Origin of the sequence: Terriglobus sp. 2YAB30_2 (assembly GCF_052114765.1) — a bacterium.
GTDB lineage: Bacteria > Acidobacteriota > Terriglobia > Terriglobales > Acidobacteriaceae > Terriglobus.
Map to the genome: position 1 here is coordinate 35,339 of NZ_JBFRFJ010000017.1, position 16,392 is coordinate 51,730.

Annotated in this window: 14 protein-coding genes; 3 read left to right on the forward strand and 11 right to left on the reverse strand. The window is 59.4% G+C overall.

The window, feature by feature from the left end:
• Positions 1 to 140: 140 nt before the first annotated feature.
• On the reverse strand, positions 141 to 776 hold the full coding sequence (locus AB4Y89_RS20440) for a pyridoxamine 5'-phosphate oxidase family protein (protein WP_442302788.1): 636 nt from the start codon (positions 774 to 776) through the stop codon (positions 141 to 143).
• A gap of 72 nt (positions 777 to 848) precedes the next feature.
• On the opposite strand from AB4Y89_RS20440, the gene pdxR reads away from it, so the two are divergent.
• On the forward strand, positions 849 to 2,288 hold the full coding sequence (gene pdxR / locus AB4Y89_RS20445; protein WP_442302789.1) for a MocR-like pyridoxine biosynthesis transcription factor PdxR: 1,440 nt from the start codon (positions 849 to 851) through the stop codon (positions 2,286 to 2,288).
• Positions 2,289 to 2,429: 141 nt separating this feature from the next.
• Here pdxR and AB4Y89_RS20450 read toward each other — a convergent pair whose 3' ends face one another.
• Positions 2,430 to 3,416, reverse strand: a complete 987-nt coding sequence (locus AB4Y89_RS20450; protein WP_442302790.1) for an aldo/keto reductase — start codon at positions 3,414 to 3,416, stop codon at positions 2,430 to 2,432.
• Between the two features lie 246 nt (positions 3,417 to 3,662).
• Here AB4Y89_RS20450 and AB4Y89_RS20455 point away from each other — a divergent pair, with 246 nt between their 5' ends.
• Complete coding sequence (locus AB4Y89_RS20455; protein ID WP_442302791.1) at positions 3,663 to 4,679, forward strand: AraC family transcriptional regulator ligand-binding domain-containing protein; 1,017 nt, start codon at positions 3,663 to 3,665, stop codon at positions 4,677 to 4,679.
• A gap of 224 nt (positions 4,680 to 4,903) precedes the next feature.
• Here AB4Y89_RS20455 and AB4Y89_RS20460 read toward each other — a convergent pair whose 3' ends face one another.
• The 7 genes from AB4Y89_RS20460 to AB4Y89_RS20490 all read right to left on the reverse strand — a co-directional run bounded on the left by AB4Y89_RS20460 (position 4,904) and on the right by AB4Y89_RS20490 (position 13,271).
• On the reverse strand, positions 4,904 to 6,337 hold the full coding sequence (locus AB4Y89_RS20460; RefSeq protein WP_442302792.1) for an efflux transporter outer membrane subunit: 1,434 nt from the start codon (positions 6,335 to 6,337) through the stop codon (positions 4,904 to 4,906).
• 9 nt (positions 6,338 to 6,346) lie between these two features.
• The gene (locus AB4Y89_RS20465) at positions 6,347 to 7,525 is read right to left on the reverse strand and encodes an efflux RND transporter periplasmic adaptor subunit (RefSeq protein ID WP_442302793.1); all 1,179 of its coding nucleotides are present in this window, start codon (positions 7,523 to 7,525) and stop codon (positions 6,347 to 6,349) included.
• Positions 7,526 to 7,536: 11 nt separating this feature from the next.
• On the reverse strand, positions 7,537 to 10,710 hold the full coding sequence (locus AB4Y89_RS20470; protein ID WP_442302794.1) for an efflux RND transporter permease subunit: 3,174 nt from the start codon (positions 10,708 to 10,710) through the stop codon (positions 7,537 to 7,539).
• A complete protein-coding gene (locus tag AB4Y89_RS20475; protein WP_442302795.1) occupies positions 10,697 to 11,107 on the reverse strand; it encodes a response regulator transcription factor in 411 nt (136 codons plus the stop codon). The genes AB4Y89_RS20470 and AB4Y89_RS20475 overlap by 14 nt, the downstream gene beginning before the upstream one ends.
• Before the next feature lie 53 nt (positions 11,108 to 11,160).
• The gene (locus AB4Y89_RS20480) at positions 11,161 to 11,796 is read right to left on the reverse strand and encodes a response regulator transcription factor (RefSeq protein ID WP_442302796.1); all 636 of its coding nucleotides are present in this window, start codon (positions 11,794 to 11,796) and stop codon (positions 11,161 to 11,163) included.
• Positions 11,793 to 12,833, reverse strand: coding sequence for a sensor histidine kinase (locus AB4Y89_RS20485; RefSeq protein WP_442302797.1), 1,041 nt, complete (start codon positions 12,831 to 12,833; stop codon positions 11,793 to 11,795). Before AB4Y89_RS20485 ends, AB4Y89_RS20480 begins: the two co-directional genes overlap by 4 nt.
• A 105-nt stretch (positions 12,834 to 12,938) precedes the next feature.
• Entirely contained in the window at positions 12,939 to 13,271 is a 333-nt protein-coding gene (locus AB4Y89_RS20490) for a VWA domain-containing protein (RefSeq protein ID WP_442302836.1), read from the reverse strand.
• 9 nt (positions 13,272 to 13,280) lie between these two features.
• Between AB4Y89_RS20490 and AB4Y89_RS20495 the strand changes: the two genes are divergently transcribed.
• Positions 13,281 to 13,772 (forward strand): hypothetical protein, encoded by a 492-nt coding sequence (locus AB4Y89_RS20495; RefSeq protein ID WP_442302798.1) that lies wholly within the window; start codon positions 13,281 to 13,283, stop codon positions 13,770 to 13,772.
• Positions 13,773 to 13,926: 154 nt separating this feature from the next.
• Here the strand turns inward: AB4Y89_RS20495 and AB4Y89_RS20500 are convergent, their stop codons facing one another.
• Positions 13,927 to 14,949: a YncE family protein gene (locus AB4Y89_RS20500; RefSeq protein ID WP_442302799.1), complete on the reverse strand. Its 1,023-nt coding sequence runs from the start codon at positions 14,947 to 14,949 to the stop codon at positions 13,927 to 13,929.
• 138 nt (positions 14,950 to 15,087) lie between these two features.
• On the reverse strand, positions 15,088 to 16,383 hold the full coding sequence (locus AB4Y89_RS20505; RefSeq protein ID WP_442302800.1) for a hypothetical protein: 1,296 nt from the start codon (positions 16,381 to 16,383) through the stop codon (positions 15,088 to 15,090).
• Positions 16,384 to 16,392: the final 9 nt, after the last annotated feature.

Genomic DNA, 16,392 nt, shown 5'->3' on the forward strand with positions numbered 1-16,392 from the left:
GTGATCGGGTTAGTAGTCCCCGGTCACCGGGTAAATCGGTTGCTAGAGCATTTTCCCTGTTTCTGGGTATCCCGGAAGAGAAGTGCCGCGGCGTTTTCATTGCGGAAAACGCCCATAGATCCGGAAGCCCTGCGCTACACCTACAGAGAAAATGCTCTAACGCTTGCAGATACAGCAATATCGGCGGGGAGTTGCGGGTCGGCGACGGGCGCCTGCGGTATGACCGGCAGAGGCAGAATGCCTGCCCATACCGGCAGCGCATAATCTTCTTCATCATCGACTGGGAAGCCGCTTCTGGTTTTGGCGGAGGCCTCTTCGATGGTGAACTCCAGCACCGACGTCGCCTTGAGTTCCTGTGCAGTAGGCGGCCGCACCTCATCCCACCGGCCGGCGAGGAGATGGTCAGAGATCAGGCGGAGAGCCTCATTCTTCTGCTCCGCGCCATCGATCAGACGCGCGTTACCGAAGGCGACCACCGAGCGGTAGTTCATCGAGTGATGAAAGGCAGAGCGAGCCAGCACCAGGGCATCGACCAGCGTGACGGTGATACAGAGCGGGATGCTCTTACCCGACTCGCGAAGCATGCGACTGGCCGCCGAGCCGTGGAGATACAACTTGTCGCCCCTGCGACCGTAGAGCGTGGGAATAACGAATGGCTGTCCTTCGACGACGAAGCCGACGTGGGCCAGAAACGCCGCATCCAGGATGGCGTGAATGGTGGCGGCGTCGTAGGCGGCGCGCTTGGGAACACGTCTTACCTGGGAACGCTCGGTCATGGGCCTTTGTACCTGATCTGTCATGGATTTCATCGTGCCAGACTGCGTGGTAATCTCAAAGGTCCACTTTTTATGAATCTGGTGATACCAATTTCTTCGACTGGTGAACCGCTCTCCCGGCAGATCTATCATGGCCTGCGCGATGCCGTGCTGGCGGGCAAATTGCGATCCGGCGAGCGGCTGCCGTCAACACGCGAATTGGCGGAACAGCTTCATGTCTCGCGCACGGTCGTGCTGCTTGCCTACGATCAACTGCTGGCTGAGGGATACGTCGCCGGCCGCCGCGGTGCGGGAACCTATGTGACCGATGCGCTGAATCTGCGTGCCGTGCAGGAGCGGATGCACACCACGCGGTTCCGGATGTCGCGCTTCGGCAAGCTTGTGGAGCAGACGGCCGCGGAGCTGGGTGCAGCCGATCGTCGACCGCGGCCCCTGCGGTATGACTTTGTCTATGGCCGCAGCAACATCGATCTATTTCCGTTCGAGGCGTGGAGGCGCATGTTGCTGCGCAGTGCCCGCAAGGCTCCGGTGCATGAGCTGGATTACGGCTCCGCGGCTGGATCTCCGGAGTTGCAGGAGGCCATCGCGGCACATCTGAAGCGTTCGCGTGGTGTGGTGTGCGATGCATCGCAGGTGTTGATCGTGAACGGATCGGCACAGGCGCTGGACCTGATCATACGTGTGCTGGTAGAGCCGGAGGACTCGGTCGCGATTGAGGATCCCGGATATCGCGGCATTCGCGAGGGGCTTCGCGCGGCACGAGCGCGCGTGCGGTCGGTGCCGGTGGATCACGAAGGCATTGTGCCGGCAAAGATTCCCGCAGAGGCCCGGATGGTCTTTGTGACGCCGTCGCACCAGTTTCCGACGGGTGCGGTGCTGCCGCTCTCGCGCCGGTTGGAGCTGTTGGACTGGGCTAAGCGCAATCGCGCGGTGATCGTGGAAGACGACTACGATGGCGAGTTCCGCTATGGAGGCCAGGCGCTGGAGTCGTTGCAGGGACTGGATCGCGAGGGCCGCGTGCTCTATCTGGGGACATTTTCACGGACGGTCTTTCCGGCACTGCGTATCGGCTATCTGATCGCTCCACGTTCGTTGATGCCGGCACTGATGGCGGCAAAGTGGCTGTGTGACCGTCACACCTCAACCCTGGAACAGCAGACGCTGGCGGAGTTTCTTATCAGCGGCATGTATGAGCGCCATCTGCGGCGGCTGCGGCGAAGCAATGTAGCGCGCCGTGATGCTTTGCTGGAGTCGGTGGAGGATGTCTTCGGCGATGAGGTGACGGTGACGGGACAGGGTGCAGGCGCGCACATCGTTCTCTGGCCAAAGCGCCGTATCGACGAGGCAGCGGTGATCACGCGCGCGGCCGAGCGTGGTGTTGGGATCTATGGAGTCTCTGGGCACTATGTTGGCAAGCCGTTGAGGCCGGGACTGATCTTAGGATTTGCGCGGTTGCGGGAGACGGAGATTCGAGAAGGCGTGCGGCGGTTGAAGGGCGTGCTGGAGACGTAATGGAACGCAGCCTTTTCCCACCGGGTGCCCCACCCTCGCAACGCTAGGGTGGGTACGGAATACCCCAGATGTTTTGTGGCTTCCCAACCCACCCTAGCGTTGCGAGGGTGGGGCACCCGGGCAGGAAATAGATGTTTCGTTCTACCGATCGATCATGCGCTGCAGGAACTCCGGATACCGTTCTCCCAGAACTTCAATGCCCGCGAGTGCTTCGTCAATCTGTTTGAGGTCTCCTGCAGTCAGCGTGACGTTCGCCCCGCCGAGGTTCTCTTCCAGGCGATGCAGCTTGGTGGTGCCTGGGATAGGTACGATCCACGGCTTCTGCGCGAGCAGCCACGCCAGGGCGATCTGTGCACGGGTAGCGTTCTTCGCCTCCGCGATGGAACCCAACACATCAACGAGTGTCTGATTGGCCTTCCGGTTCTCTTCGTTGAAGCGGGGGGAGAGGTTGCGGAAGTCGTTCTGGGCGAATTCTGTGTTCTGGTTGATGGCGCCGGTGAGAAACCCTTTGCCCAGTGGGCTGAAAGGGACAAAGCCGATGCCGAGCTCTTCGAGTGTGGGAAGAATCTCCTCTTCGGGTTCGCGCCACCAGAGCGAATACTCGCTCTGCAGAGCGGTGACCGGCTGCACGGCGTGTGCACGGCGAATGGTCTTCGCGCCGGCCTCGGACATACCGAAGTGCTTGACCTTGCCCTGTGCGATGAGTTCTTTCACCGTGCCGGCGACATCTTCGATCGGCACCTCCGGATCGACGCGATGCTGATAGAGCAGATCGATCACATCGGTGCGGAGCCGCTTCAGCGCCGCTTCGACATGCTCGCGGATGCGATCGGGATGACTGTTCAGTCCGGCGATTTTGCCGTCGGCAAAGCGGAACCCGAACTTGGTGGCGATCACCACTTGGTCGCGCACCGGAGCCAGGGCCTCACCGACGACCTCTTCGTTGAGGTACGGTCCATAGGCCTCCGCCGTATCAAAGAAGGTGACGCCGCGATCGAAGGCCGCGCGGATGAGGGAGACGGCCTGCGACCTCTCGGTCGGCGGGCCAAACCCGGAGCTGAGTCCCATGCAGCCAAAACCGAGCGCCGAGACTTCGAGGTTGCTCTTTCCTAAGAGACGCTTCTGCATCTTGTTTTCCTCCTGAACACCGTCTGCCGTTGACCACTCCGTGCCTGTTGGAGTGCAGGAGGCAGTGTTCCGATGCTCTGACGATAATCCTGTACCGGCCGGCGGCGCCCAACATCACCCGCCAATCTCCCTGCAAGATACGCCATTCCGCGCCGCCGAAGTTGGCGTGGTTTGTATGTGATATGGCGCAATAGGCATGCTGCGCCTGGACGTACTCCGGTAGGCTGTAAGGAGGAGGCCAACTCCATGCTGAAACATTTCCGTGTCGCGGGCCGCCTTGCCCTCAAGCTCACTGAACTTGGTGTGCCTGTCCACGAGGTGCTGCGGAAGGCAGGGTTGCCGCAGGATCTCTTTCAGCAGACGCGCATCCTGGTATCGACCGAAGAGCTCTTCGCTCTGTGGCATGCGGTTGAGAGTGTGAGCTCCGACCCATTGATCGGCCTGAGGCTTGCTGTGGAGACAAGGACGGAGCGCTTTCATCCCATGGGGATCGCTGCTCTGTCGACCGAGAACTTTGTCGCGGCGGTGAAGCACATGGCCCGTTTCAAGAAGTTGACCGTCCCGGAGGAGATTGTCTCCTCGATGAACGATGACGAGTTCAGCATCAACTTCCGCTGGTTGCAGGCGGTGGAAGCGGAGCCCCGGGCGCTAACGGATCATTGTTTCGCGTGGATGGTGACGATTGCGCAGCATGGCACGGGAAAGCCAGTGACGCCTCTGCGCGTGGAGTACATTCAGCCACGATCGAAAGTGCGTGAGATGGAGCGGCACTTTGGCTGTCCGGTGACGAGCGGCGCCTTCCAGAACGTGATTGTCTTTCGCGCAGAAGATGCGAAGCTTCCGTTCGTGACCAGGAACATGGAGCTGCTGGATATGCTGGCTCCGCAGTTTGACGAGCAGATGAAGCTGCACCAGGCGACGGACAGCCTCGTCGAGCTGGTGAGACGAGCAATTCAGGACCGGCTGACCGGCCAGCGGCCATCCATTGAAGTGGTGGCGCGTGCGCTGCATATGAGCTCGCGTACCTTGCAGCGCCGCTTGCAGGAAGGCGGCTCGAGCTTCCAGCGGGTTCTCGATGAGGCGCGTCACCAGATGGCAAGGTACTATCTCAGCAACTCAGCGCTGGAACTGAATGAAGCCGCCTATCTGCTCGGCTTCCAGGACCCGAACTCCTTCGGCCGTGCCTTCCGCTCGTGGGAAGGTGTGCCGCCGGGCGATTGGCGCGAGACGCATCGGGCATCGACGACAGCATCGGCCGTGTAGTCATCGCTGCGATTCTGCATCATCCCATCACACGACATTCAGTGCGCCTTAAGGTAGAGGCGCAGCTCGTAATAATGCGTCTTTCTCTGTCCTGCCGTCGTCTAAACGTGAAGATTCAGAAGTATCTCTCCGCGAAGAGATAAGTTCCTTGGTTAGCCTCCAGGGTCCCGGCGGTGGGCGAAACTCGCTCATCGCCGGGTTTTATTAGGCCTGGCTGTGGCATTCTAGGGAGTTGCGGTCCCATTCCATCCGCCGCCCAGGGTTTTGATCAGAACGACTGAGGCGACCATGCGTTCTCCGGCGATCTGAGCCGCGCTGCGCTCATTGGCCAGCACCATCTGCTCCGCGACCACTACGTCAAGATAACTTACAAGGCCGCTCTTGTACCTTGCTGTTGCGATGGCTTGTGCCTGCTGCGCTTCCTGCACCGCTCTGCCTTGTGCGTCGGCCTCCTGTTCCAGGAAGTGAAGTGCGGAGAGCTGATCTTCGGTCTCGCGGTAGGCGCCGAGGACCGTCTTCTCATACTGCGCCAACGACTGTCTGTAGACAGCCTGAGCCTGTTCTACACCGGCTTTCAGTCTGCCGCCGGTAAAGAGAGGCGCTGCCACAGACGCTCCGAGGGAGGCGATGCTGTTCTGCCAGTTGAGCAGATGGACTGCATTGCTGCTCTCGTATCCAGCCAGGCCGGTAAGCGACAGTTGCGGGAAGTAGGCAGCCTTCGCAACACCGATCTGTGCAGTGGCTGCAGCGACGGAGCGGTCGGCCTCCACGATGTCAGGGCGTCGCTCGAGCAGGTTCGCCGGCAGCCCGATGGGGATCCGTGGAGGAAGAGCCTGCAACGGAGCGGCGGGCAGTGAGAAGCTTTCCACGGTACGTCCCAGTAGCACCGCCAGGCCATGCTCCATCTGCGCCCGCTGCAGCTCGGCGGCATGTTGTTGCGCCACCGTTTGATCGAGCAGCGTCTGTGCCTGCTTGACTTCAAGCTCGCTGCTGAGCCCTTTCTGGAATAAGCTCGTCGTCAGCTCCAGACTCTGACGAAGTGTATCGATCGTGTTGCTGAGAATCTGCAACTCCTGGTCCGTCTGGCGGAGGTTGTAGTACGTCGCTGCAACATCGGACTCGACGGAGAGCGTCACGAAGCGAAGGTCCGCCTGGGACGCCTCCTGTGTCGCCCGGGCAGATTCGATCGAGCGCCGGATGCGTCCCCAGGCATCGAACTCATAGCTGGCCGCAAGGGATAGCTGAAGATCGTTATACGTGGCCGACCGTCCCGCCGTATTGCCGTTGTTGGGGCGGTTCTGTGCCTCACGCGCGCGAAGCGCGGATCCGCCGACGCCGAGCGTCGGATACAACTGCGAGCGTACGCCCTGGGTAAAGGCGGATGCCTGATCGACATGGGCTACGGCGATCTTGATATCGCGATTCGCCTGGTCGGCCTGGGTCTCAAGGTCGTTGAGTACAGGGTCGTTGAAGACCTTCCACCAATTTGTATATGCGATCGAGCTCTGGGAATTGTCGGACGATGCGTTTGCACCGGCGAACGTGGGAGGCACCGGAACGACCGGCTTCTTATAATTCGGGCCTACCATACAACCCGCTAACAGCACGGTGAAAGCGCAGGCGAGGACGGCCGAAGTGAAACGCTGCTTGCTCTGCATGGTTCCTCCTTAGTTTTGACCTGCTGCTGCGTTCTGAATGTCGGCGCGCATGCCGTCGATCAGATAATCAGGTGGGCTGGAGACAACGGCATCGTTTGCCGAGATGCCGCTTGTGACTTCCACTGAGTCGCCGAAGTCGCGTCCGACGGTGACCTTCTTGAGCAGGATGGTGTTCTGCGAAGTCACGGTGGCGACTTGTGGCCCGCTCGCCTGGTAGAGAACAGACCCGGACGGGACGGTCAAAGATGAGACCGGTTGTGTGATATGGAAGCGTACCGTGGCATAGGCGCCGGGCATTAGCTCACCTTTTGGGTTCGGCACGTCGATCTCAGTAAGCAGCGTATGTGAGGCTGCGTCGATTGCGTGGTTGTCACGAGTGACACTGCCGCTCCACTCTCTTCCGGGAATCGCTGTAAGCTCCAGTGCCGCCTTCAGCCCGTTAGTGATCTGTTGGCTGTAAGCTTCCGGCACCGGAACGAAGATGCGCACCGTGTCGATCTTCGAAATGCGGAAGAGTTCAAAGGCAGCGCCGCCGTTGCCGGCATTGACGAGATCGCCGATATCGGTCCGGCGCTGTGTGATAACGCCGTCGAAGGGCGCCACGACACGCTCGAAACCCTGCATCTGCTGCAAGCGGTTCACATTGGCGGCGGCGGCTTGCAGGTTTGCCTTCTGTGCTTCGAGGTTCTGATTGTTCTGATCCACCTCTTGCTGCGAAACCGCGTTCGTCCGGATCAGGTCCTGGTAGCGTTTGGCGGTGATATTCGCCAGGGTGAGGTTCGCCTGTACCTGGTTCACGGTTGCACGCGCCTGATTCAGCTCCTGGTCGATCTCAGGTGAGTCAATCTCGGCGAGGAGCTGGCCTTGGCGCACGTGGGTACCGATGTCGGCGTACCAGTGGGAGACGTAGCCGCTTGTCCGTGCATAGATCGGTGAATCGGAGTAGGCCTGCAGGGTTCCGGGCAGCGTGAGTTCGCTGTTAGGCGCGCCCGCTTTGGCATGGATGATCGAGACCGGTTCCGATTCCAGGGCGCGCGTGGTTGCGGCGAGAGCTTTCGTCTGCCGCCCCCGCAGGCCGAGTGTCAGAACTCCGGCAACGCAGAGCACCGCGGGAACCAGAAGGAAGAACAGAAGCCGTCTGCCGTTGGAAGAAGGTGAAACGGAATTAGATGGAGTGAGTTCAGTCATGGTTGATCTCCCTATGCGTTGCCCGGCGTGGGGGCGTAGTTTGTGCTGCGCTTGTTGCGAATGAGCGCGAAGACCGTGGGAACAAAGAACAGGGTTGCGACGGTCGCGAAGAGAAGGCCGCCGATGACGGCCCGTCCGAGAGGCGCATTCTGCTCGCCTCCATCGCCGAGGCCGAGCGCCATCGGAATCATGCCAATGATCATTGCCATGGCGGTCATGATGACCGGCCGCAGGCGGGTCGCCCCAGCCTCCATGGCTGCCTTGATCGCATTTTTGTTCTCCTGGAAATGCTCGTTGGCGAAGGTGATGATGAGTACGCTGTTCGAGGTCGCCACTCCGATGCTCATGATGGTTCCCATCAGCGCCGGGATACTGAGCGAGGTATGTGTCAGGAAGAGGAACCAGCAGATACCGGCCAGTGCTCCTGGCAGGGCTGTGATGATGATGAAGGCCTCAGTCCATGACTGGAAGTTCACGACCAGCAGCAGATAGACGAGCGCGATGGCGAAAGCCAGACCAGCGAAGAGCCCTGTAAATGACGCCTGCATCGTCGCTACCTGTCCGCGAGTGAAGATGCGGCTGCCGCGAACAAGATGATGCGATGCGTCATCCACGATCCTCTGTACATCGTTGGCGACTCCACCGAGATCGCGGCCCTGCACGCTGCCATAGATGTCGATAACACGTTGTACATCGTAGTGGCTCACGACCGCGGGCTCAGAGGTCCGGCTCCTCGTGGCAAGGTTCTCGAAGAGCTGCGGCGTGGGCGCGCTGGGTGAGTTGATGGGAATATTTCCGATGGCGTCGATAGAGCTGAGTTTGTACTGTGGCGTCTGCACCGCGATGTTGTAGGAGACGCCATTCTTTGGGTTGAGCCAGAAGTTTGGCGTCGTCTGGAAGCTGGAACTGAGAGAGACGAGCACGTTCCCGGCGACATCACGCTCCGTCAGGCCCACCTGCTGAATACGAGTGCGGTCAATGTCATATTGCAGGCGCGGTTGATCAACCTGCTGCTGGATATGAACGTCCACGGCTCCGGGAACCGATCGCATCTTGTTTGCGATCTGGGAGGCGAGCGCGAAGTTGCTCTCGAAGTCCTTGCCGGCGATCTGGATATCGATCGGAGCCGGGACGCCGAAGTTCAGCGTCTGGCTGACGATGTCGGCGGGCTCGAAGAAGAACGTTGTCCCAGGAAATTGCTTTGGCAGCTCTTCGCGCAGCTGTGCCACATACTCTGCCGTTGGGTGGTGTTTCTGGTTGAGTGAGATCAGCACCTCGGCATCTGCGTTTCCAATGGTGCCGCCGTTGCTGTACGAAAGGTTGATGCCGCTGGTCGGCAGACCGACGTTGTCCAGAATTCCGCCCATCTCCTCTGCGGGGATCTGGGTTCTGACATACCGGTCAACCTCGTCCACCAGACGCGCAGTCTCTTCGATACGAGTACCCGTTTTTGCCCGTACATGCAGGCGAATCTGTCCGGCATCGACATAGGGGAAGAAGTCGCGCCCCAGCAATGGAATGAGCAACACGCTTCCCAGGCAGAAGGTAATGAAGCACGCTGCAAAGATTGTGCGGTGTTCCAGGCACTGCGAGAGAAGGTGAGTATAACGATCGCGCAACCGGTCGAAGGCAGCCTCAAACCGCTGATGGAGCCGTGCGAAGCGGCCAGGCCTGGCGTCTGATGCAGGATGCCGGTGTTCCTCCACCTCTTTGGGAAGCAGGAACATCACCAGTGTGGGGATGATGGTGCGCGAGAAGAAGTAAGAGGCCAGTAGCGCGAAGACAACGGCTTCGGCGAGAGGAACGAAGAGATAGCGCGCGACGCCGGTGAGAAAGAACATCGGCACGAAGACGATGCAGATGCAGATCGTTGAGACAAAGGCGGGTACGGCAATCTCCTGGGCGGCATCGAGAATGGCCTGGCGGAGATCTTTCCCCATGGCCACATTGCGCTGCATGTTCTCGATCTCTACGGTCGCGTCGTCGACCAGCACGCCAACCGCAAGCGCTAGGCCGCCGAGCGTCATGATGTTAATGCTTTCGCCAAGCGCACTGAGGATGAGGAGCGAGGTAAGGATCGAGAGTGGAATCGAGATGCAGATAATCAGCGTGCTACGCCAGCTCCCAAGAAAGACCAGGATCATGATCGAGGTGAGACAGGCCGCGATCATCCCTTCGCGTAGAACTCCGTTGAGCGACGCCCTGACGAAGACGGACTGATCGGCGATGGGCCGCATCACCAACTCGGGCGGAAGTGTTGATGCGATGCGCGGCAAGATCGACCGGATGCCGGAGACGATAGCAAGGGTTGAGGTGCTGCCCGCCTTTTCAATCGTGAGCAGGGCGCCGCGCTGGCCATCCTGACGAACAATGTTCTGTTGCACGGCAAATCCGTCGCGGACGTTGGCGACATCGCGCATGAAGATCGATCCGCCATTGATGGTCTTTACCGGAAGCGCATTGAGCTGGTCGACCGTGATCGGAGTGCCGTTCAGGCCCACCGTGTATTCGGTTTTACCGATCTTTGCCGTGCCCGAGGGCAGAATCACATTCTGCGCATTGATAGCGTTGACCACGTCGACCGGAGAGAGGCCCTTCGAGGTGAGCTGTGCCGAATCGATGTCCACCATGATCTGGCGAACCTTACCGCCATACGGCAGGGGAACAGCGGCGCCGGGAACGGTGGCAAGCTGTGGGCGGATGAAGTTTGATCCGAAGTCATTCAGTTGTTGTTCAGAAAGCCCTTTCCCGCTCAGGCCGAGTTGCAGAATGGGCACCGTGGAGGCGCTGTACTGAATCACGAGTGGGGGCGTGATGCCGGAGGGGAGCTGCTTCAGCGTTGCCTGTGCCTCAGCCGTAACCTGCGCAATAGCGCCATCCACATTCGCCTGCGGCTGCAGGAAGACTTTGATGACAGAAACCCCGTTGAGCGACTGCGATTCGATGTGATCGATATTGCCCACCGTCGTGGTCAGCGCGCGCTCGTAAATGGACGTGACGCGTGACTCCATCTCCGCTGGTACCAGACCGTTATAGGTCCAGATAATGCTTACAACCGGAATATTGATCGAAGGGAAGATATCGACCGGTGTCCGCATCAGCATGACCGGACTAATGAGAAAGAGCAGAAGCGCGAGAACGACAAAGGTGTACGGACGCGAAAGCGCCAGCCTAACAATCCACATCGAAAGCCTCCCGTGTGCGGCTCCACCTTAGGGCCAGCATTACAAGGCGGACAAGTTCTTCACCGTCAAATGGTTTGTAGAGAAGGGCGAAGGCCCCATGTTGCCGGGCTTGACGCCACACGGCATCGTCCTGATGCGCTGTGAGGAAGATCACGGCTAGATTAGGCAGCTTGCTTCCTATCCGCCGCTGCAGCTCACAGCCGTCCATGCCCGGCATGCGAACATCCGTGACCAGGCAACCGATCTGCTGCGTTCCTTCATGGGCAAGAGCTTCCTCCCCCGAGGAGAAGAGTAGATGTTCTATGCCTGAGGACCGGAAGAGTTGCTTCAGCGATTCACGCACGCGGTGGTCGTCATCGACGACTGCGACGATACGGGATGTTTTTCCAGCGGCCATGCGGTCTCCTACGATCGAGTTTCATCGTAGGAAATTCGGCAGGGGGCCAACAATTATCGTTTTGTATTAGACGACAGAGGCTCGATTCCCAGCCTCGCGGCGAGCCGAACGAGATCTGCAAGGGACTCTGCTTCCATCTTCTTCATAATCTGGCCCCTATGGATGCGAATGGTGATCTCGCTGGTACCCAGTTCCCATGCGGTCTGCTTGTTCAAAAGCCCTGCGATCACGAAGGGAAGTACCTCCCGCTCCCGCGGAGTCAGCAGGGCGTACCGCTTCCGGATGACATCAAGCTCAGCGAGCCTGGCTCGGGTCGATGTATCGAGTTGAATACCGGCCTCGATGGCCCGGAGCAATTCCTCGTCGTCAAAGGGCTTTGAAAGAAACTCGGTCGCGCCTGCCTTCATCGCCTTGACGGTAGAGGGAATATCTCCGTGCGCTGTAAGAAAAACAATGGGAGGCGTATCTTCTCCGGTGATCTTTCGTTGCAGTTCCAGACCATTCATACCGGGAAGATCCAGATCGAGGATGAGACATGCGGCTCTGTCCGGCCGATTGAAGTTCAGGTAGGACGCGGCTGAGTCAAAGACGACGACCTCGTACCCCGCCGATGCGAGCAGAGCCTGCAGTGCCTCCCGCACTCTGTAGTCGTCATCGACAACGTAGACGATCGGCTGCCTGCCGCTCATGCGGTATGCTCCCGAAAAACCGGAATAGTGAAGCTGAAGACCGTTCCGGCAACCGGCCCCGGCGTTCCCCACAGACGACCGTCATGAGCTTCAATGATCGAGCGGCAGACGGAGAGACCCATTCCCATTCCACTTTCTTTCGTGGTGAAGAATGTCTCAAAGATCTTGTCGAAGTTCTCGACGCCGATACCTTGATCGCGGACCTCCACCAACAGCATGTCATCCTGTTCTCGCGAATGGATCACCAATGTCTTTGGCCGTCCGGTGACATCCCGCATGGATTCGATGCCATTCAACACCAGGTTCATGAGTACCTGCTGCAGTTGAATACGATCGGCAAAGATCAACGGCAGATCTTTCGAGAGTTGGACCTCGACGACAACTCCGTCTTTCTCCGCGCGGCCGCGCACCAGCGAGACGACCTCGCTGACGACGGGCCGCAGGTCGATCGGGGCCTTCTGCAGCGGCGATCTGCGGAAGAGCGTCCGCAAGCCTTTGATGATGCCGACGGCATCTTTGCCGTCTCGAACGACGCGTTCGACCGACGCCTGAGCGTTTGCGAAGTCCGGAGGATCGGCTTGCAGCCAGCGCAGGCTGGCTTGCCCGTGTGCGACGACGGCGCTGAGCGGCTGGCTGATCTCATGAACTACTGAGGCGGAGAACTCGGCTATTGTCGCGGTCTGTGTTGCCTGTGCGAGTTTCGTCTGTGTCTGGCGGAGTGACTCTTCCGCGCGGTGCCTCGCCGCAATCAACTCCGTCGCCAGCACCATGGCCACGATGAAGACAAACAGACGCAGGAACTCTCCCCTTGGGTGAAACAGGCTGAACTTTGGCGTAAGAAAGAAGACATAAAAAAGCGCCGCCCCAACCACAACCGAAATATAACCGGAACGGCGGCCGCCATAGAGGCTGCTTACCATCACCGCAAGCAGAAGGCAGGAGGAAGGCGCATCCAGCTCCCAGGCAAGCGGCAGGGCGAGGACGCAAGCCGCAACTGCGAGAAGGTCAGTTTTCAACGGGCTGAAGTTCAGAGGCATCGAGAGGCGCTTCACAACGAAATAACCGATCGCCCTAAGTGTGACACTGCACACCCCCAGAGGCCAACTCTATCCGCGATGGGCGAGACCTGCTTCCGCTGGTTTTTATTGGTCATGGCCACACACAAGGGTGATCTCCTGGCTCGCGGCCCGCAGTTGGATGTCGTGGCGCATCAGTGCCGCCGCCATCAGGTCGGGGGACTTGTCCGGAGTGCAGGCAAAGACAGGGCAGCCCATGGCGGCAATCTGTTCCGCATGCCGGGCGCCGTAACCCGGATGACCATCGTCGGAGAGCGCAAGCAGCACGATGACGTTAACTCCGCTTTGTTTCAGCGCGGTAATGCGGGCGAGCATGGCCTTTGCATTTCCGCCCTCGAAAAGATCGGCGATCAGCACGAGATGGGTTTTGGTGGGATGCTCGATCTTCTGTTCTAAAATTTTCTACGAATGCCCGCTCCGCAACCGGCCAGACCGAATCCGTCGACATCTTCTACGAAGAAGATTCATCGACTTCCCACATGGGTTTTTGCGCTGGCGGCAGTGGTGTCGATCATCGTGCTGCTGATTGGGCTCGCGGGACGCCAGAAGCAGCGTTCGACTGAGGTTGTCGCATCGGTTCACGATGCCGGCGGTGAGTTGAAGCTGCATCCGGATGGCACTCTCACTGCGCCTGCAGGATTTACCGCGGAGCAACTGACGGTACTGGCTGCTGTGCTGCAGGATCGCCGTTTACCAGTTCCTGCCGCGCCCGACGCGTCGGCAGCTTTACAAGAGAAGGCAGCCGCGATCGAAAAGGTGAATCCACAGGCGCATCTGCTGCTGGCTGCTCTGTATCGGAAGGCTGGTCAGACGATGGCTGCGAAGCGGCAGTTGGAACAGCTCATAGGGGAAAATCCTGATTCAGCCTTGGTGCGTGAGCTGGAGAAGAGTTTACAGTAGCTCACCATTGGGTTCCCCAATGCTCCGCTCTCCCAGTAAACTTGTTCGCTGGGAGAGCGCTGAAGGCTGGTACAGAACGCGCCTTTCCCCCTATGAACAAGTTCATAGAGCCCCGGCCTTCAGCGCTCGGTTGAGGACTCGTTAGGCGAGCGAGCTACTGCCTGGCGACGACAACAATCATGAAGCTGTTCGGTTTGGTAACCGGTTTACCATTCGGGCCGGTCTCATACTCCGCTGTCGGCAAATAGATACGATGCGTCATCGGATCGATTCCCATCGTCCTTGCGCCTGTCCGCGTCTTCACCATCTGGACGATCTCGAAGTTACCCGGTGAGGTCTCCCGCGCGACTGCAAGGGAACCGTCGCGGCAGCTTGCAAAGATCTCGCCACCATCGGCCTTGGTCGCATCGACTCCGTCACCGATGGGCAGCGCCGACAGCACCTTACCGTCCGTCAGGCTCATCACGATCAGTTTCTGTGGCTTCCGGCACCCGATGTAGAGCTGTTTCTTTTTCGTGTCGATCGACATGCCGACCGGAGCACCACCAGGAGCGACCGGCCAGCGCGCAGTCACCTTGCGCGTCTTCATGTCGACGACCGCGACTTCGTTCTTGTCCATCAGGTTGACGTAGATTTTTCCGGCGCCATCGGACGCGAGGAACTCAGGCGATCCACCCAGATCAATGGGCGCCTCGATCTTACCTGTCGCGGGATCGATCTCCGGGCTGAACGTCATCAGGACACCTTTATCTCCAGAGACAACCAGCACCCGCTTCAGAGAAGGATCGTAGATGATTCCGTCTGCATCGGGCTGGGCGGTGATCTTGCCCAGGATGGCAAATGTCTTCAGATCGAAGATCACAATCGCTCCCTCGCCGCCGCCGTCGCTGATGAATCCTCGTCCCGCCTGCGAATCGATCGCTACGCCATGCGCGATCTTCTGGCCTGGAATATCACCCAGCGTCTTGCCCGACTCGGCATCGATCACCAGCGTGTGCGTGCCGCGTGGAACAAACAGCCGATGAGTCGCCGGATCGACTGTCAGGTAGTCCCATCCACCTTGTCCGCCGATGGGAAAGGTTTGCTTTTCGGCCCACTTGTTCTGTGCCAGAGACGGCAGAGCGCCGGCAAGCAGAAGGGAAAATACGATGGTTCCAATGCGCATCACTCGTTGCATGGAGCCCTCCTCGTTTTGAATTGGATATCACTCTGTGCAGGGAACTCCGCACAGCCTCACCAGTCTGCGTCGTATCCATTAAGGCATGCTGAAGTTACGGGATAAGAGCAACCCATGGGGCACCCGGTGTATGGTTCTCTAATTCGTAACCCGCCACGCGAGGATGTTGCTATGCACCGCGCTGGAGCTCATATTCTGGGTTTCGAGCAGCAGCTCGAAGTAGGGAATCTTTCCATCTGGCCGCTGGATACGTTTAAGGAAGGGCAGCAGCTCCGAATCATCCGAGACAAAGTCCCATGCGGATTCTGTACCGGCCATCGAGGTGCCTTCGATCAGCAGCGCATTGCCGTTGCCTGACAGATTCGGAGCGAAGGCGACGACTCCATACACACGACGTTGCGGATCGTCGAGCCGGGAGTCCCAGTGCGTAGGCTCTCCCTCGCGCGGAGACTTGTTGATGACCGAGAAGACCTTTGCCTTGTAGTTGTTCTGCAACAGGAAGTTCATGTTGCGTTCCAGAAGCTCGACCCACGGATTGGCTTCGAAGGCTCCAACCAGGATGACGTTGCCGGTCTTCAGATCATTGGGCCGCAGGTCACGGGAGTAGCGCACCTGCAGATTGCTGTGCAATGTCTGCGCGATCTGCGCCAGCCGCACTGCGGCATCGAGATCGACGATCGAGGTGTAGCGCCGGTTCGCCATCTCGACTCGCAGCGAGCGTATATCCGAGGGCAGGGGATTGGTCGAGGCGTTGAAGGTCGAGGTCCGATAATCACCGAGCAGATATTCGTTCAGTGAGATGTTGCGCTGATCGAAGGTGTGCGAGAGCACCAGGCCCGAGTCTCCCGGAACCTCCAGCGTTGGCTGCTGTGGCAGGAAGATCTGGCTCCACAGCGGATGAGTTGGAGGAGCGGCAGGAGCCGCCATCGCCGTTGCATGATTCCAAATCAGCACCATCGCCAGTGCGACGGCCAGGGCGGCGCATAGCAGCCACGGAATCAGACTGCTTACAGATCGCTCCTTCGGTGGTGATGCTACTTCCGCAGGGAGGGCTGGTATATCTCGGACCGGGGATACAGGTGCGACCGGCTCGGCGGTGTGGCGCGGAGTGAAGACAGGGATATAGCTGCCCTTCGGGATAATGACCCGCAGAACTTCTTCGGCGCCCTCCTGCTCGAAGTACATCTCCAGCCGCTGGCGCAGACGGCTCGCCTGGGTGCGGACGATGCCGTCGATGGAGGAGTCGTAATCCGGCGATCTGCCGAAGACAGCCTGACCGATCTTCTGTTCGTTGAGCTCTGCTTCACGGCCCTGGAAGGTAACGTCGCAGACATAGGTCAGCAGAGAACAGAGCCGTTCGCTCCGGGCAAAGGTCGGAGAGGCGAGGATACGCCGTATCAACTCGCGTTGTGCGCTCTCCGGCCAGTCTGTCACAGAAGCCGT

What these genes read in the sequence shown, in the direction of transcription:
- AB4Y89_RS20440 (WP_442302788.1), bottom strand. Translation starts at nt 776, where the DNA reads ATGACCGAGCGTTCCCAGGTAAGACGTGTTCCCAAGCGCGCCGCCTAC.
- pdxR (WP_442302789.1), top strand. Translation starts at nt 849, where the DNA reads ATGAATCTGGTGATACCAATTTCTTCGACTGGTGAACCGCTCTCCCGG.
- AB4Y89_RS20450 (WP_442302790.1), bottom strand. Translation starts at nt 3,416, where the DNA reads ATGCAGAAGCGTCTCTTAGGAAAGAGCAACCTCGAAGTCTCGGCGCTC.
- AB4Y89_RS20455 (WP_442302791.1), top strand. Translation starts at nt 3,663, where the DNA reads ATGCTGAAACATTTCCGTGTCGCGGGCCGCCTTGCCCTCAAGCTCACT.
- AB4Y89_RS20460 (WP_442302792.1), bottom strand. Translation starts at nt 6,337, where the DNA reads ATGCAGAGCAAGCAGCGTTTCACTTCGGCCGTCCTCGCCTGCGCTTTC.
- AB4Y89_RS20465 (WP_442302793.1), bottom strand. Translation starts at nt 7,525, where the DNA reads ATGACTGAACTCACTCCATCTAATTCCGTTTCACCTTCTTCCAACGGC.
- AB4Y89_RS20470 (WP_442302794.1), bottom strand. Translation starts at nt 10,710, where the DNA reads ATGTGGATTGTTAGGCTGGCGCTTTCGCGTCCGTACACCTTTGTCGTT.
- AB4Y89_RS20475 (WP_442302795.1), bottom strand. Translation starts at nt 11,107, where the DNA reads ATGGCCGCTGGAAAAACATCCCGTATCGTCGCAGTCGTCGATGACGAC.
- AB4Y89_RS20480 (WP_442302796.1), bottom strand. Translation starts at nt 11,796, where the DNA reads ATGAGCGGCAGGCAGCCGATCGTCTACGTTGTCGATGACGACTACAGA.
- AB4Y89_RS20485 (WP_442302797.1), bottom strand. Translation starts at nt 12,833, where the DNA reads ATGCCTCTGAACTTCAGCCCGTTGAAAACTGACCTTCTCGCAGTTGCG.
- AB4Y89_RS20495 (WP_442302798.1), top strand. Translation starts at nt 13,281, where the DNA reads ATGCCCGCTCCGCAACCGGCCAGACCGAATCCGTCGACATCTTCTACG.
- AB4Y89_RS20500 (WP_442302799.1), bottom strand. Translation starts at nt 14,949, where the DNA reads ATGCAACGAGTGATGCGCATTGGAACCATCGTATTTTCCCTTCTGCTT.